13 protein-coding genes are annotated in these 15711 nt (G+C 69.7%); 7 read left to right on the forward strand and 6 right to left on the reverse strand.

Features of this window, described 5'->3' with window-relative positions; translation table 11 throughout:
- Window positions 1-248: 248 nt before the first annotated feature.
- Window positions 249-1178 carry a glutaminase gene (locus ABZ567_RS20710; RefSeq protein ID WP_360791959.1) on the forward strand — a complete coding sequence of 310 codons (930 nt, stop codon included), beginning with the start codon at window positions 249-251 and terminating at the stop codon, window positions 1176-1178.
- 863 nt (window positions 1179-2041) lie between these two features.
- Here the strand turns inward: ABZ567_RS20710 and ABZ567_RS20715 are convergent.
- From ABZ567_RS20715 to ABZ567_RS20725, 3 genes are all read right to left on the reverse strand, one after another.
- Entirely contained in the window at window positions 2042-2227 is a 186-nt protein-coding gene (locus tag ABZ567_RS20715; protein WP_360791962.1) for a hypothetical protein, read from the reverse strand.
- A gap of 130 nt (window positions 2228-2357) precedes the next feature.
- Window positions 2358-2591, reverse strand: a complete 234-nt coding sequence (locus ABZ567_RS20720) for a hypothetical protein (protein WP_360791965.1) — start codon at window positions 2589-2591, stop codon at window positions 2358-2360.
- A 236-nt stretch (window positions 2592-2827) separates the two neighbouring features.
- Window positions 2828-3025: an SOS response-associated peptidase family protein gene (locus ABZ567_RS20725; RefSeq protein WP_360791968.1), complete on the reverse strand. Its 198-nt coding sequence runs from the start codon at window positions 3023-3025 to the stop codon at window positions 2828-2830.
- 1509 nt (window positions 3026-4534) lie between these two features.
- Here ABZ567_RS20725 and ABZ567_RS20730 point away from each other — a divergent pair.
- Window positions 4535-4822 carry a hypothetical protein gene (locus tag ABZ567_RS20730; protein WP_360791970.1) on the forward strand — a complete coding sequence of 96 codons (288 nt, stop codon included), beginning with the start codon at window positions 4535-4537 and terminating at the stop codon, window positions 4820-4822.
- A 422-nt stretch (window positions 4823-5244) separates the two neighbouring features.
- On the opposite strand, the gene ABZ567_RS20735 is transcribed toward ABZ567_RS20730, so the two are convergent.
- A complete protein-coding gene (locus tag ABZ567_RS20735; protein ID WP_360791973.1) occupies window positions 5245-5403 on the reverse strand; it encodes a hypothetical protein in 159 nt (52 codons plus the stop codon).
- 320 nt (window positions 5404-5723) lie between these two features.
- On the opposite strand from ABZ567_RS20735, the gene ABZ567_RS20740 reads away from it, so the two are divergent.
- Window positions 5724-7439, forward strand: coding sequence for an ABC transporter ATP-binding protein (locus tag ABZ567_RS20740; RefSeq protein ID WP_360792326.1), 1716 nt, complete (start codon window positions 5724-5726; stop codon window positions 7437-7439).
- A 613-nt stretch (window positions 7440-8052) separates the two neighbouring features.
- Here the strand turns inward: ABZ567_RS20740 and ABZ567_RS20745 are convergent.
- Window positions 8053-9066 (reverse strand): LacI family DNA-binding transcriptional regulator, encoded by a 1014-nt coding sequence (locus ABZ567_RS20745; RefSeq protein ID WP_360791976.1) that lies wholly within the window; start codon window positions 9064-9066, stop codon window positions 8053-8055.
- 298 nt (window positions 9067-9364) lie between these two features.
- Here ABZ567_RS20745 and ABZ567_RS20750 point away from each other — a divergent pair, with 298 nt between their 5' ends.
- The 4 genes from ABZ567_RS20750 (at window position 9365) to ABZ567_RS20765 (ending at window position 14253) form a co-directional block, all read left to right on the forward strand.
- A complete protein-coding gene (locus tag ABZ567_RS20750; protein WP_360791979.1) occupies window positions 9365-10675 on the forward strand; it encodes an extracellular solute-binding protein in 1311 nt (436 codons plus the stop codon).
- A gap of 100 nt (window positions 10676-10775) precedes the next feature.
- The gene (locus ABZ567_RS20755; RefSeq protein WP_360791982.1) at window positions 10776-11771 is read left to right on the forward strand and encodes a sugar ABC transporter permease; all 996 of its coding nucleotides are present in this window, start codon (window positions 10776-10778) and stop codon (window positions 11769-11771) included.
- Between the two features lie 12 nt (window positions 11772-11783).
- The gene (locus ABZ567_RS20760; protein ID WP_360791985.1) at window positions 11784-12707 is read left to right on the forward strand and encodes a carbohydrate ABC transporter permease; all 924 of its coding nucleotides are present in this window, start codon (window positions 11784-11786) and stop codon (window positions 12705-12707) included.
- Window positions 12708-12810: 103 nt separating this feature from the next.
- On the forward strand, window positions 12811-14253 hold the full coding sequence (locus ABZ567_RS20765) for a GH1 family beta-glucosidase (protein ID WP_360791988.1): 1443 nt from the start codon (window positions 12811-12813) through the stop codon (window positions 14251-14253).
- A 107-nt stretch (window positions 14254-14360) separates the two neighbouring features.
- Here the strand turns inward: ABZ567_RS20765 and ABZ567_RS20770 are convergent, their stop codons facing one another.
- Complete coding sequence (locus ABZ567_RS20770) at window positions 14361-15350, reverse strand: Gfo/Idh/MocA family oxidoreductase (protein ID WP_360791991.1); 990 nt, start codon at window positions 15348-15350, stop codon at window positions 14361-14363.
- Window positions 15351-15711 lie beyond the last annotated feature (361 nt).

Here is a 15711-nt window from a genome sequence, read left to right on the forward strand (position 1 = left end):
CGGCGAGGGCGGGCAGGCCGGCCCTGAGCGGGGTTGGTCCGTCGGTGGCGCCGGGGCAGTCCGCCTCCGAGCCCCACGACACGACGAACGACAAGGCGACAGTGCACGAGATGCCCACGGGCAGGCGCCCAGTGCCTCCGTGGCCACATAGGCAACCGCCCGGTGACCGCTTCCCCCTCCGCTCTACTCATACTCGTTCTTGAGGAATACCCCATGCCTGACCACCCCACTGCGTTCGGACGGACACCATGACCACAGCCGGAACCGGACGCTTCGGCGCCATACTGGACCGCATCGAGAAGGAGACCGCGGCGCTCGACGAACGCGGCCGTCCCGCCGACTACATCCCCCTGCTCGCCGGTGCCGACCCCCGGCGCTTCGGCATGGCCGTCGCCGAACCGGACGGAACGGTCTACGGCGTCGGCGACTGGCGGCAGCCCTTCTCGACGCAGTCCATCACCAAGGTCTTCGCCCTGACCCTGGCGCTCTCCCTGGACGGTGAACGGATCTGGCACGGTGTGGGCCGCGAGCCCTCTGGCAACCCCTTCAACTCACTGGTGCAGCTGGAGTACGAGAATGGCATCCCTCGAAACCCCTTCATCAACGCCGGCGCCCTGGTGGTGACCGATCGGCTGCAGACACTGACCGGGGACGCGGCCGGCCTCATAAGAGAGCTGCTGCGTACCGAAAGCGGCAACCCGGCCATCGACTTCGAACCGGCGATCGCCGCCTCGGAAGCTGCCCGCGGCGACCGCAACGCTGCCCTCGCCCATTTCATGGCCTCCTACGGCAACATCGCCAATCCCGTCCCCGATCTGCTGGCCGCTTACTTTCAGCAGTGCTCGATCACGGCCTCCTGCGCGGACCTGGCACTCGCCGCAGGTTTCCTTGCACGGCAGGGTGTCCGGGCCGATGGCTCGGCACTGCTGACGCGGAGCCAGGCCAAGCAGATCAACGCGGTCATGCTCACCTGCGGCACGTACGACGCGGCAGGGGAATTCGCCTACCGGGTGGGCCTGCCGGGCAAAAGCGGCGTGGGCGGCGGGATCATCGCGGTCGTACCCGGCGTGTGCACCCTGTGCGTGTGGAGTCCCGGATTGGACCAGCGCGGCAACTCGGTGGCAGGCGTAGCGGCCCTCGACCGCTTCACCACGCTCACCGGCCTCTCAATCTTCTGATCAAGCTGCCATCCGGCACCCGGCACCGGGCAGCCACCCGGTGCCTGATCCGACGCCTATTGCGCGGACATGGCTGAGCTGTGGCGCGCGGCCCATGGCGTCACTCGGCTGGCCGACCGCCGACGACGCGAGCGCGTGAGCCGTCCCCTCCCCCGGATGGCCGGTTTCCCATGACGGCACCGGGTCGTCGGCCAGGGCATGTCCAACGTGGTCTTCCCGCGCCTGCCGTTCCCGGCCTGGTCGCCGTTGGTGCCTCCGCCGTCCTTGGAACCACCACGCACGCCGCATCACGTTCCGACGGCGCCGTCGAATTCGCCTACGAAGCCCCCGAGATCAACGACGAAGACGGCCACGTCATCTGGCACTGGACCCTCGCCGACAAGACCGACCACCCCGTCTCGAACGTGGTGCTCACCAGCAAGATCGCCCCGCAGCTGACCGTCACCGACGTGTCCCAGGGGTGCGAGGTGCAGGACACCAGCACCATCGTACGAGGCACACCCACGCCCCGAAGCGTCAGGCAACGCCGTCACCGAAGGACCCGCCCTCGGCGTAGGAGACGGGGCCTACCTGGCTACTCCTTGGAAATGGCCCTCCACCTCGTCCGTCAGCACCTGGGCGACGGCGGGACGCTGCCGGTCGCGGCCGGTGAGGTCGTACGCCGGGGCGAAGACCTCGGACGGTGAGTGCGGGCACAACGCCTCAGCTTCGACAAGCTGACGAGCGTGCAGCAGTGGATGTGCGAACACGTCCTGGGCCCACCAGGTGATCGCCGCGGGCGGGATGCGGGCGTGCGAGACATGCCCACCCGGCTCCGACCGTCGGCATGGCCGACTGACCGACACTGCGCGGGCCCCGGTCGGCTACTCGGCGGGGGTCCGGCGGGCAAGATCCGCGGCGAGTTGCCCGGCGGCCTGCCCCCGCGGGGTGAGGTCGAGCACCTCCAGCAAGCTCAGGTAGCCCACCGCGTCCCGTGCTCCGGCCGCAGTGATCGGCGGCAGGCGGGGGTCGGTCCGGTAGTCACCGGTCCCCGGCTCAGCAGTCTCCACACGGAGATCAACCGGTGACCTGCCCATCGGACACGATCTGCTGCTGCCGTTTCACGGCACCGTTGGTATTTCAGCTTGCCGTTGTGGCGCTGGTGAGAGACCGGATGGCGAGCGGTGTCGATCAGGAGGCCTACGTGTGCTGCCCTGTGGAGTTGTTCTCCTTGCCGTCGGCACGGGTATTGGCGTTGTTGTTCTCGGTCTTCTGAGAGTCGCTGATAGCGGCGGTGTTCAACAGTGCGATGTTGTCCAGGACGTCGGCGTTGTTGAGGGTGCCGTCCACGATTCCGGCGTGCGCCGGTACGGCGGCCGTGAGGGCCATGCCGACAGCAAGTACGGCAGTGGTCATGAGGTTTCGCTTCGTCATGATCTCAGCAACGACGATCACTACCGAAGGTCACACGGGCTGAGCGATGGCGGGGCCCGGGCAGCGTCGGCACGGAGGCGACGCGCAGGCTTCCTCAGCGCCTTCGCCCTGAACACCAGGCGCGAGAGGGTCCGCGGCATCAGCCCGACCGAACACCGGGACGCGAGGCCGGTACTGAGCCGATCCGTTCGGCCCCGGCGTCGTCTACAACGCGCTGAAGCTGGCCTGCCGCAGCGTCACTCGTTCGAGCGGAGGCCCTGCCGTGGTACCTCGTCGCCGTCGTCCCGAGCGGTGCGTTCCAGGACCGCGTAGACCTCGTCGGTCGGCGCGACGTTCCAGCTCGGCGCCGGCGTCTTGGCAGGGGTCCAGTCGGTGGCCTGGACGAGCCGGCTCAGGTCCTCGGGACCACGGGTCGAGGCGTAGCGGCCGCACATGAAGCCACTGTGCCAAGCAACTCCCAGGCCGGGATGACGAAGAGAGGGACGCTCACGGCTCACGACAGCGGGTGCCGCCGGGCAGACTCGGGCTGAAAGTCAGGTGCGCCTGCAACAGGAGAAGGCTGCAGTTCCGGCACCAGATCTGTGCTGCGGGCGCTTTCCTGCGCGCCGCCTTGAGGAGCTACGTGAACGTCACCCCGGAGAAAAGCGCGCCGCACTGGGCAGACGAGATCCGCTCCCCCGCCGAGCTTGCCCCGCCCGAGACCGACCACGAGGTTGTCCACGGCGCCTCCTGGTCCATTGAAGCGATCGGTTGTCCGGCTTCCGTCGCGTACCCCCATCCCGGCCGCGCACCGCACTTTCATCCAGAAATGCGTCGATGCCTTGGCCTGACCCCCACAAGCCCGACTGGTACGCCGTTAACGGCCTGAGAGTGCCGAGGCGTCATGCGCTCGCCTACATCCCGCGCACGGTCTCTCCGGGCAGGCTTTGCGTCCAGTTCCTACGTGCCGCACGCAAGCTACCCCCCGGGCGTAAGGCCGACAGCGCAGACTGGGCGACCGGTCTCCTGCGACGCGGGGGCTCGGGAGCGGTGTGAGCGCTGCTGACTCGGGTAGCCGGGCCGTCATGTTCAGACACCGACGTGTAAGGGTTACGTGCGTTCTGCTGGTCAGCTGGGGGGCGCTGACCGCCATGGGACGCTGGGCGGAGCACGCCACTTGGCCGACGGCCATGGTGAACGGACTGCTGCTGGGGTGTGTGGTGGCGGGTACGTGGTGGTTCGCCGAGATGACACAGGGGCGATCATCACGAAGGAGGGATTCCCGCCCCGATACCTCGGGGCGGGCTGACACGAAACCGGAGCAGGAGTCAGCACCCGAGCGTCGCACCGAGAAGGGGCTCGGGCGTGCTCGGTGATCCCGTGTGAGCGAGACGCTGGGCGCGAGAAGGAACACGGCCACGACGTACGCAAAGAACGCGTTGCGGGCCGGCGGTGGCCGCAGCGATACCAGGCATCCAGCGCCGCGGCCGGCCCATAGGCATCAGGCTCAACGGCGTCGAGAAGAAGGTGTTCACCGCGACCGGCTGTCCGTCGCGCACCGTACGGTCGACGGCGTCCGTGCCCTCCTGCGAGGCGAGATCGACCACACCGCGAGGAACCTCCTACGCGACGCCCCACTGCCCCGGGATGGGGCAGTGCCACCAGATGTCGTCGCGGATTGGGGCGGCGTGACCTTCCTGGAATGCACGAGCGACAGCGCAAAGACACATTCCTCCTGTCCAACCCCTGAGGGTGAGGCTGTGCAGACGAGCGATGCCGCTCATCGTGTGGTGGACCCTGAGCCTTTTCCAGGATGGTGGTGCTGACCGCGGCCACGGCACATGAACACGTCGCGTCTGAGCTGCGGCAACGCGGGTAGGCGGGGAGAACTGCCGCCCTTTCGACGTATGGAGTGCGAGGGGAGCTACGGCCCCGCACGCCCGCCGCACGAGGAGATGCCCGCCATGAGCCCCGCCCCGGTCCCGCCCCTCCCCCGCCGGGCGGTGCGCGCCGCCGCCGATGCGTCTGTCGCCGTCCCGCCTTCGGCGCTCGACGCGATGCTGGACGCCGCCTACGAAACGCACCGCCGCTTCTGCCACGGCGCTTTCGCCGAGCCCTGCCCGACCTGCCACGTCGCTGCGGGCGAGCTCTGCCTGGCGCGTCGCAGTGTGCACGCCGCCCGCCGCCTGGCGCACCGGGCTCGGGTGGTGCAAGCCAAGCCGGTTTCCCGCACGGCCGCGGAGGCCTGCTGAACACATGGATGGGTGGCGTCGGGGTCAGGTGCCGGTCGGGCCGTGCCTCGGGCGCGTCCCGCGAGAGCCGCCGGGCGGGCAGGGAGCGGCGTGTGACAGCCGGCGTCCCTCTTGTTCGTGCGTGGCGTGTTGCGCTGGCGGTGTGTTTCAGGCCTCGGCGGTCGCCGGGCGCGTGCCGAGAGCGGCCCGGACCGAGTTCGTCAGTACCTCAGCCGCACGTGCGTGAGGCCGTGCCGTGGGCGTGATGTCAGCCGTCTGCGGGTGGCCGGACGCGCACGCCCGGGCGAGAGACGTCCCGGGTTCCGTGTTGTTTTCCTTGTCGCCGGGCACCTGGCCGCCAGGGTCCGGGTCCGCATGGCGGGGATCAGTCGGTTGCCGAGCCCGCGCGCGGGACAACCCTGCGAACAAGGCAGGAGTTGGTGTCAGCCGCTGCGGCTGTGCATGGTGCTCTCCGCCATCCCGTAGATGAGCCCGCCCAGCCGCTCGCGGGCCGACTCCGAGACCTCTACGTGTCCGTGGCGACCGAGGTCGTCGCAGTCCGCCGGGTCCAGTCCTCGGAGGAGGTGGTCCGTCCGGGCCACGACGCACCTGGGCCTGTCGGCTGACGTAGGAGATGGCGCCGGGGCGGGCGGCACGCGGAGAGTTGACACGGTTGCCCCCTCCTCAACCGCAGGGCCCCACTCACCGCGTCTGGCTTCCTGGAGGTTCACACCACGGCCCGTACCCTCCCGGCGCGGACGTACATTGATGTCTCCTCCCGCCCGGGCGGACCCCCGGCACAGCACGACAACGAGGAGCACGCGTGGCCACCACCACAGAGTCCGCCCCACCTTCCGAGGCCGCACCGCTGGACCGGTCCGCGAACGATGAGCCGACCGAAACCGCCACGCCCGCCTGGCGCATGCTCCTGGGCTACGTACGTCCGCACCGTTGGACGCTGCTCCTCGGGGCGGTGCTGTCGCTGGTCACCGGAGCCACCGGGCTCGCGCTGCCGCTGGTGGCCAAGTTCCTCATCGACGCGCTCTCCGACGACCGTCCGATCGCCGGGGCCCTGTTGCTGATGTCGGCTCTGGTCGTCGCCAACGCGGGGATCGGCGCGCTCGGCGGGTACGTCCTGCAGCGCACCGCGGAGTCGGTCGTCCTCGGCGCGCGGCGCGCCCTGTCGTCGTATCTGCTGCGACTTCGCATCGCGGCCGTGGACCGCAGTGAACCCGGCGATCTGATGGCCCGGGTCACCTCGGACACGACCCTGCTGCGCGAGGTCACCACCGATTCCCTGGTGGGTCTCGGCACCGGGGGGCTGACACTCGTCGCGACTCTGGTGATGATGGGCGTGGTCGACCCGGTCCTGTTGGCGGTCACGCTCGGCGTCGTGGTGGTCGCGGGAACGGTGATCGGTGTCTTCGTGCCCCGTATCAACAAGGCCAGCAGGCAGGCACAGGACGCCGTCGGGGCGATGGGGGCATCACTGGAACGCGTCCTCGGCGCACTGCGCACGGTCAAGGCATCCGGCGCCGAGCACCGTGAGGAGCAGGCCGTGCACGCGGCGGCCGAGGAGTCCTGGCGGCAGAGCCTTCGAGCCGCCAAGTGGTCCGCGCTGGCCGGCAACACGGCCGGCCTTTCCCTGCAGATCGCGTTCATCACCGTGCTCGCGGTCGGCGGTGCCCGGGTCGCCACCGGCGCGATCGATGTGGGAACGCTGGTCGCCTTCCTGCTGTACGTCTTCTACCTGATGTCGCCGATCCAGCAGGTCGTCGGCGCCGTCACCCAGTACCAGGCCGGAGCCGGCGCCCTGGCCCGTATCCGCGAGGCTCTGCAGTTGCCGGCCGAGCCGCCCGCCGCGCCCGCGCCGCTGCCCGCACCCGGTGCCGAACCCGCCGCGCTGGCCTTCGAGGACGTCAGGTTCCGGTACTCGGACGATCTGCCGCATGTCCACCACGGCGTGACCTTCTCCGTACCGCAGCGAGGCATGACGGCCTTCGTCGGTCCGTCCGGCGCGGGCAAGACAACCGTCTTCTCGCTCATCGAGCGGTTCTACGACCCGGAGGCCGGACGGATCACCCTCGACGGCCGCGACCTGAACGCCTGGGAGATACCGCAGCTCCGTTCCGCGATCGGGTACGTCGAACAGGACGCGCCCGTCCTCTCCGGCACCCTGCGCGACAACCTGCTGCTCGGCAACCCCGGCGCCGGCGAGGACGACGTACTGAGGGTGCTGGGGACCACTCGGCTCGACGGTCTCGTCGAGCGGCTCCCCAAGGGCCTGGACACACTCGTGGGCCATCGCGGGACGAGGTTGTCCGGCGGCGAGCGTCAGCGCGTCGCCATCGCCCGCGCGCTGCTGCGGCGCCCCCGGCTGCTCCTGCTCGACGAGGCCACAAGCCAGCTCGACGCCGTCAACGAGGCCGCGCTGCGCGACACCGTGGCCGATGTGGCCCGCACCACGACCGTGATGGTGGTCGCCCACCGGCTGTCCACGGTCACCATGGCGGACCGTATCGTCGTCATGGACGCAGGCCGTGTCCGGGCCGTGGGCACGCACCGCGAACTCATCGCCGCCGACCCGCTGTACGCCGAGCTCGCCGCCACCCAGTTCCTGGCCACGGCCGACAAGTGACCTCTACGAGCCGCCCGCCGCGGCACCCGGTTCGCACGGGGCTCCGCCCTGGTGATGGGCGCGGTGGCACCTTTGGTGCTGGGCGGCTGGTTCGGTTATCGGCACTGGACGGAACCGCTCGAGGGGCACGTGCTGTGCGGATGCGACGACGCCACCAGCCCGGCGAGCACCACGCCACACAGCGAGAACGTGTTCACCGGGCGCGCCGTGGCGTTCGAGGAGCAACGGCATCGCGGGGTGGACCCGGGACGTCTACCGGATAGAGGTCACCTCGGTCCTGCGGGGCACCCTGCCCGGAATCTACCGTCTGGACGAGGGCAACACGGGCCGGGAGCCGGCACGGTCCGGCCCCCGACCGTACGCACCACCGCACTCGCTTCCGCCACACTGGTACTCGTGGCCATGGCCACGAGTACCAGGCCGCTTCCACCCCCGGCTCCGGCAGTTTCCAGACGATCTCGCGGGGGAGGCAGCAGGCACGCCCCAGGAGTTGGGCGAGAACCCACTCTCTCTTCTCCGGAACCATCCCGCCGACTACCGCTTCCGTCATGTCGGCTTGCCGGATCAGGTACTCGGCGACATCGCCGAGTACCTCGTTCCAGCGAAGCAGGCGTCACGACGACTCGCGCACCACCAGTTCGGTCGGCAGCGTCACCTGCTGTCGTTCCGCGCCGTGACGGGTGATGTCGGTCAGGATCCGGGCCATCGTCCGGCCCAGTTCCTCGACCGGCTGACGCACCGTGGTAAGAGGTGGGGAGGTGTGGCGGGCGAGGACGGAGTCCTCGAATCCGACAAGGGCGATGTCACCCGGCACCTGCCGACCCAGACTGCGGAGTTCGGCCAGAGCGCCGACGGCCATGAGGTCCGATGCGGCGAAGACGGCGTCCAGGTCCGGTGCACGTTCAAGAAGCGAACGCATCGCGCGACGCCCCCCTTCCTCGGAGAAGTCGCCGCCTTCCACGAGGCTCTCGTCGGCTCGCACGCCTGCCGTGCGGTGTGCGTCGCGCCAGCCGGCCAGTCTCCTCCGGCCGACGTCCATGTCGAGCGGACCGGTGATCGTGGCGATGCGGCGCCGACCCGTGTCGAGCAGATGCCGGACCGCCTCGGCGGCGCCTCCCGCGTTGTCGGAGTCGACGTAACTCAACTCCTCCCCCTCGCCCCGGCGGCCGGCCAGCACGGTCGGCAGTCCCATCTCCTCCAGCATGCCGGGCAGCGGGTCGTCCGCGTGAACCGAGACCAGCAGGACGCCGTCGACCCGGCGGGTGGCCACCGAAGCGATCATCTGGTCCCGTTCGGACTGGTCACGGACGAGGGTCAGTTGCAACTGCGTCCGGGTGTCGGCGAGCGCCGCGCTCACCCCGCGGATCAGGGCGGCGAAGAACGGCTCCGAGCCGAGCCGGCTCTCGGACTCCGGGATCACCAGGGCCACCGCGTCCGTGCGGCTGGTCACCAGGCCCCGGGCCACGGAGTTGGGAACGTAGTTCAATTCCTTGATCGCCGCAAGGACCCGCTCACGGGCTTCCGCGCTGACGAGGTCCGAGCCGTTGACCACACGGGACACAGTGGTCCGCCCCACCCCAGCGCGGGCGGCGACGGTTTTGATCGTGGGCCGACGGTTCTCTGCCATGTGCTCCTCCGGGCGGCTGCCACGGCATCGCCGCGGATGTGATCAGCGGTAATTGTGGCAGACGGGCCAGCGATGACGTCACCTTCCCAACGCCATGAAACGAACGCTGATGACCGTTTCGGCGTAGGGAATTGTTTACAAGCCATTGACATGCGCGTACGACACCCAGGAGTCTTCCAACCGCCGGTGGGCACGTTCCCACCCCTCGATGGGCACGTTCCCATCACGTGTTGATCCGTCGTTGCCCCACGCCCAGCCGCCACTCCGGTGCGTCAGCGCCGCCGCTAGGAGGAAAGTCATGAGCACAGTTCGCAGGACACCCCGTACGAGAGCGGTCGCGGTCACCGCGGCCGTCGGTGCGCTCGCACTCGTCGTCGGCTGTGGAGGCGGTGACGACTCGGCGACGGGCGGTGGCGAGAAGGACGGCAAGGTCACCATCACCATGGGGATGTACGGGGTGATGGGCTTCAAGGAGACGGGCCTCCTGGAGCAGTACGAGAAGGAGAACCCGAACGTCGACATCAAGGCCGAGATAGCCGGTGACGAGCAGACCTACTACACCGCCCTGCAGACGCGGCTGGCCGGCGGCAAGGGCCTGAAGGACATCCAGGGCATCGAGATCGGCCGGGCCAAGGAGATCGTCGACACCCAGGCCGACAAGTTCGCGGACTTCGCCGGCATGAGCGGCACCGACCACTTCCTGCCCTGGAAGCAGTCCCAGATCACCACCACCGACGGCAGGGTGCTCGGTCTCGGCACCGATATCGGCCCGATGGCCATCTGCTACCGCAAGGACCACTTCGAGAAGGCCGGTCTGCCCACCGACCGCGAGGAGGTCGCCAAGCTGTGGCAGGGCGACTGGAAGAAGTACGTGGAGGTCGGCCGCACCTTCAAGAAGGACTTCAAGGGTGACGGCGTGGCCTACATGGACGCGGCCAGCGGTCTGTTCAACGCCATGGTCTACGGGCACTCCGAGCAGTACTACGACGCCCGGGGCGAGCTGATCTACGACAAGAACCCCGTCGTCAAGGAGGCCTGGAACCTCGCCGCCGACGCCGCCGAAGCCGACCTGACCGCCAAGCTGCGCCAGTTCCAGCCCGGTTGGGACCCCGGCCTGGCCAACGGCACGTTCGCCACGACCGTCTGCCCCGCCTGGATGCTCGGCCACATCGGCGAGAAGGCCGGTCCGGCCAACAAGGGCAAGTGGGACGTCGCCAAGGCGCCCAAGGGCGCCAACTGGGGCGGTTCCTTCCTCGGCGTGGTGAAGCAGAGCCCGGTGCAGGAAGAGGCCAAGAAGCTCGTCGCCTGGCTGACCGCCCCCGAACAGCAGGTGCACATCTTCCAGAAGCAGGGCAGCGTCCCGTCCTCGCAGAAGGCGCTGGAGGCCCCCGAGGTCCGGAACGTCACCTCCGAGTACTTCGACAACGCCCCGATCGGCCAGATCTTCGGCGCGGCCGCCCGGGAGATCCCGGCCAAGCAGGTCCTCGGCCGCAAGGACGGCACGATCAAGGACACCTTCTCCCAGGGGCTGACCCTGATCGAGCAGGGCACCTCGCGGGACAAGGCCTGGGAGACCACCGCGCAGCGCATCGAGAAGGCGGTCGGTTGACCGTCGCTCCTCCGGCCGCCCGGGCCCGCCCGCACCACGCCGGCGGGCCCGGGGGAACGGCTCACCTCTCTGCTCTGCTTGCTCTCAGGAAGGAACTCCGGTGGCCACTTCCACCACCAAGGCCCGAGCCGGCCAGGGGCGTCGCGGACCGTCCCGCACTCCGGGCGGCGAAAACGCGGGTCGGCGGAGCGGCGCGCTGCTGCACCGGCTGGACGTCAGGGGCGCGCCGTACGCGTTCGTCGCCCCGTTCTTCGTCGTGTTCGCCGCGTTCAGCTTCTACCCCCTCGTCTACACGTCCTGGATCTCCCTGCACCGGGTGGAGCTGGCCACTCTCGACGTCATGGAGTGGGTGCGGTTCGACAACTACGTCGAACTCTGGAACGACGCCCGGTTCTGGAACGCCCTGGCCAACACCGTCACCATCGGCGTCATCTCCACGGTGCCGCAGCTGCTGATGGCGCTCGGTCTGGCCCATCTGCTCAACTACAAGATGCGCGGCTCGCTCTTCTTCCGCATCGCCTCGCTCGTCCCCTACGCCACCTCGGTCGGTGCCGCCGCCCTCGTGTTCACCATGCTCTTCGAACGCGACTTCGGCATGATCAACTGGGCACTCGGACTGGTCGGCCTGGACCCGGTGGACTGGGAGGCGGACAAGTGGCCCGCCCAGGCCGCGATCTCCACCATCGTCATCTGGCGCTGGACCGGATACAACGCGCTGCTTTACCTGGCCGCCATGCAGGCCATCCCCGCCGAGCGCTACGAGGCCGCCGCCATCGACGGGGCCTCCCGCTGGAAGCAGTTCACTCACGTCACCGTGCCGGGGATCCGCTCCACCATCGTCTTCACCATCGTGCTCTCCACCATCGGCGCGACGCAGCTGTTCGGCGAGCCGCTGATCTTCGGACAGGGCCCCAACGGAGTGACGGGCGGCGCGGACAACCAGTACCAGACGCTGGGTCTGCTGCTGTACGAGGAGGGCTGGAAGAACTACCAGATGGGCCGCTCGGCGACCGTCGCCTGGGCGATGTTCCTGCTGCTCGTCCTCGTCTTCGTGGCGCAGCGCCTCATCGGGCGCCTGCGTTCCCGCACGTCCTGACCAGGAGTCTCCATGACCACAGAAAGCCTCCCGGTCCGGACGGACGCGCCGGTCCGGACCGCCCCGAAGAAGACTGCCGCCCGCGCCGGTCGGCGGATGCTCGGCCGGGGTGCCGGCCGCCAGCACCACGCGGGCCCGCTCGCCTACGTCCTGCTCTCGATCACGGCCGTCGTGTCGGTCTTCCCGCTGTACTGGACGATGGTGGCCGCCTCGACCGACAACACCCGGGTCAGCCAGACACCCCCGCCGCTCCTGCCCGGCCCGAACCTCTTCAACAACCTCGCCCGAGCCTGGGACGAGGCGGCGATGGGCAAGGCCATGTTCAACAGCCTGATCGTGGCCGGCTTCATCGCCCTGTCCACGGTCATGTTCGCGACGCTGGCCGGGTTCGCCTTCGCCAAGCTGCGCTTCAAGGGCCGCAACGTCCTGCTCATGCTCGTGATCGGGACCATGATGGTGCCGCCCCAGCTCGGTGTCGTCCCGCTGTTCATGATGATGTCCGAGCTGGGCTGGTCGCAGGAACTGCCCGCCGTCATCTTCCCCACCCTGGTGAGCGCGGTCGGTGTCTTCTTCATGCGGCAGTACCTGTCGGAAGCCCTGCCGGACGAGCTGGTCGAGGCCGCCCGCGTGGACGGCGCGCACTCCCTTCGCATCTTCTGGAGCATCGTGCTGCCCGTGGCGCGGCCCGCGATGGCCGTCCTGTTCATGATCACGTTCGTGCACGCCTGGAACGACTTCTTCTGGCCCTTCGTGGTGCTCGACATGACGAACCCGACCGTCCCCGTCGCCCTCACCCAGCTCAGCGCCGGATACGTCCGGGACCAGTCCCTGATCATGGCAGGCGCCCTCCTCGGCACGCTGCCACTCCTTGCGATGTTCATCGTCTTCGGCCGTCAGATCGTCAGCGGCATCATGGCCGGCGCCGTCAAGGGCTGACCCGCCGCACCGGCCGGCCGGACGGCCGCCGTCCCGCGCCGCCCGGCCGCCCGCCACTTCGCACACCCCCGAACATCCGACACCCCACCAGGAAAGGACCTACGTGGTCACCGCAGCGCAGCAGCAGGCCGTTTCCGCCCCAGAGGCCTCCCGCACCTTCCCCGAGGACTTCGTCTGGGGCTCCGCGACCGCCTCGTACCAGATCGAGGGGGCAGCCGCGGAGGACGGTCGCACGCCGTCCATCTGGGACACCTACGCCCGCACCCCCGGCCGCGTCCGCAACGGTGACACCGGTGACACGGCCACCGACCACTACCACCGCTGGCGCGAGGACGTCGCCCTCATGGCCGACCTCGGCATCGGCGCCTACCGCTTCTCCCTCGCCTGGCCCCGCATCCAGCCCTCCGGCCGCGGCCCCGCCGTACAGAAGGGTCTCGACTTCTACCGGCGTCTCGTCGACGAACTCCTCGGCAAGGGCATCCAGCCCGTCGCCACCCTCTACCACTGGGACCTGCCGCAGGAGCTGGAGGACGCCGGCGGCTGGCCGGAGCGCGCCACCGCGGAGCGGTTCGCCGAATACGCGGCCCTGGCCGCCGACGCACTCGGGGACCGGGTGAACACCTGGACCACCCTCAACGAGCCCTGGTGCAGCGCCTTCCTCGGCTACGGCTCCGGCGTACACGCACCCGGCCGCACCGACCCGGTCGCCGCCCTGCGCGCCGCCCACCACCTCAACCTGGCCCACGGCCTGGCCGTCCAGGCGGTGCGGGACCGGACCCCTGCTCCCACCCGGTGCTCGGTCACGCTCAACATCCACCACGTCCGCCCGCTCACCGGTGCCGAAGCCGACGCCGACGCGGTCCGTCGCATCGACGCACTGGCCAACCGGGTCTTCACCGGACCGATGCTGAGAGGCGCCTACCCGGAGGACCTGCTCAAGGACACCGCGGCGCTCACCGACTGGTCCTTCGTCCGCGACGGCGACCTCCAGCAGATCCACCGGCCACTCGACTTCCTCGGCGTCAACTACTACACGCCCACCCTCGTCTCGCGGGCCGACGGCAGCGGCACCCACACCTCGGACGGCCACGGCAGGAGCACCCACAGCCCGTGGCCGGCCGCCGACCAGGTCGCCTTCCACCAGCCGCCCGGCGACACCACCGCCATGGGCTGGGCCGTCGATCCCAGCGGTCTGTACGACCTTCTGCGTCGGCTGGCCTCCGACTTCCCCGAGGTGCCGCTGGTCATCACCGAGAACGGCGCCGCGTTCGACGACTACGCCGACCCCTCCGGCAACGTCAACGACCCCGCCCGCATCGCCTACCTGCGCGGCCACCTGGCCGCCGTCCACCGGGCCATCGCGGACGGCGCGGACGTACGGGGCTACTTCCTCTGGTCGCTGCTCGACAACTTCGAGTGGGCCCACGGCTACAGCAAGCGTTTCGGCGCCGTCTACGTCGACTACCCGACGGGTACCCGCATCCCCAAGGCCAGTGCTCGCTGGTACTCCGGAGTGGCCCGTACCGGCGTCCTGCCCGGCGCCTGACCAGGCTTGGTGGGGCGCCTCCTCGCGCCGCACGGTGCCGCAGCGCGAGCCCGCCCCCGCAGCCCCTCGCCCGGGGGCCCGGAGGCGGGCTCGCCCTTTCCCTCCGTTCACTCCCCCGGGTAGCGCACGCCGATCCGTGCGCGGACCGCGTCCAGGGTGTCCATGACCGCCAGGGTGCCGGCCAGCGGCACCAGCGGCGACTCGGTCAGTCCCGACCGCAGGCACCGCATCACCTCCCGCGCCTGGTGGCCGTAGCCGTTGCCCCGCTGTGGCGGTGCCGTGTACGTCTGCGGCTCGTGTCCGTCGCGGTGCAGCACGAGAGCGGACGGGTTGTAGAAGTCGGCAGGAATCTCGATGCGTCCCGCCGTGCCGTACACCACCGCCCTGCGCTCGTCGTCGGCGAGCAGGGAGCACGACAGCACGGCCATGGCCCCGCCCGAGTGTCCGAGCAGGATGCCGGTCTGCTCGTCGACGCCCTGCGGCGACAACCGTGCGTGCGCCGCGACCGACTCCGGCGCGCCGAGGAGCAGATGCGCGAACGACACCGGATAGGTGCCGAGATCCAGCAGCGCGCCACCACCGGTGGCGGGGTCCCAGAGCCGGTGCTCCGGCGGCACGGTCACTCGCCCTCCGAAGTGGGCGTGCAGCGCGCGGATCTCACCGATGGCCCCGTCGGCCACCAGTTCCACGACACGGCGCACCAGCGGATGCACGTACGTCCACATCGCCTCCATCAGGAACAAACCCTGCTCGGTGGCGAGTTCGGTCAGGAGGCGGGCCTGGTGGCCGCTCAGCGCGAACGGCTTCTCGCACAACACCGGCTTGCCCGCCTCCAGACAGGCCGTCGCGGCCGCCACGTGGTTGGCGTGGGGAGTGGCGACGTAGACGACGTCGACCTCCGGGTCGGCCGCCAGCTCATGCCAGCTGCCGTAGGCCTGGGGTATGCCGTACCGCTGCGCGAACTGCCTCGCGGCAGCCTCCGATCTCGACCCCACGGCGGCCACCTGAGCCCCTGGTTCACGCAGAAGGTCCTCGGTGAAGGCGGCGGCCATGCCACCAGTGGCCAGGATTCCCCAGCGGATGATCTGCTCGCTCACTCACAACTCCTGTTCTGTACGACGAAGGGCTGCACGTCGCACTCTATGGGCACGTTCCCAATCGTGGGCAAGCCGTACCCCCGAACCTCCATAGGAGTACACCCGACGTCACGAGACTGCAGCAGTTGCCGTTCGGCCAGGGTTTCCCCTTCGTCACCGTCAACGGCACCTACGACGAGGCCCCCGCCACGGCGGCCACTCCGCTCTCACACCGCCCTTGCATGCTCGTCCGTCGCTCGGCACCGCTGGCGACAACGTCGGTGCCGCGCAGCATCTCCTCGTCCGACGGGCGTGCCCGCCGCACCACGACCTCATCCCCGCTTCTCGCCGCCGCACCGCCATACTGCCGTCTCTTCGGTGG

The sequence above is a fragment of the Streptomyces sp. NPDC016459 genome (assembly GCF_040632845.1).
Classification (GTDB): domain Bacteria; phylum Actinomycetota; class Actinomycetes; order Streptomycetales; family Streptomycetaceae; genus Streptomyces.

What these genes read in the sequence shown, in the direction of transcription:
- ABZ567_RS20710 (WP_360791959.1), top strand. Translation starts at nt 249, where the DNA reads ATGACCACAGCCGGAACCGGACGCTTCGGCGCCATACTGGACCGCATC.
- ABZ567_RS20720 (WP_360791965.1), bottom strand. Translation starts at nt 2,591, where the DNA reads ATGACGAAGCGAAACCTCATGACCACTGCCGTACTTGCTGTCGGCATG.
- ABZ567_RS20725 (WP_360791968.1), bottom strand. Translation starts at nt 3,025, where the DNA reads ATGTGCGGCCGCTACGCCTCGACCCGTGGTCCCGAGGACCTGAGCCGG.
- ABZ567_RS20730 (WP_360791970.1), top strand. Translation starts at nt 4,535, where the DNA reads ATGAGCCCCGCCCCGGTCCCGCCCCTCCCCCGCCGGGCGGTGCGCGCC.
- ABZ567_RS20740 (WP_360792326.1), top strand. Translation starts at nt 5,724, where the DNA reads ATGCTCCTGGGCTACGTACGTCCGCACCGTTGGACGCTGCTCCTCGGG.
- ABZ567_RS20745 (WP_360791976.1), bottom strand. Translation starts at nt 9,066, where the DNA reads ATGGCAGAGAACCGTCGGCCCACGATCAAAACCGTCGCCGCCCGCGCT.
- ABZ567_RS20750 (WP_360791979.1), top strand. Translation starts at nt 9,365, where the DNA reads ATGAGCACAGTTCGCAGGACACCCCGTACGAGAGCGGTCGCGGTCACC.
- ABZ567_RS20760 (WP_360791985.1), top strand. Translation starts at nt 11,784, where the DNA reads ATGACCACAGAAAGCCTCCCGGTCCGGACGGACGCGCCGGTCCGGACC.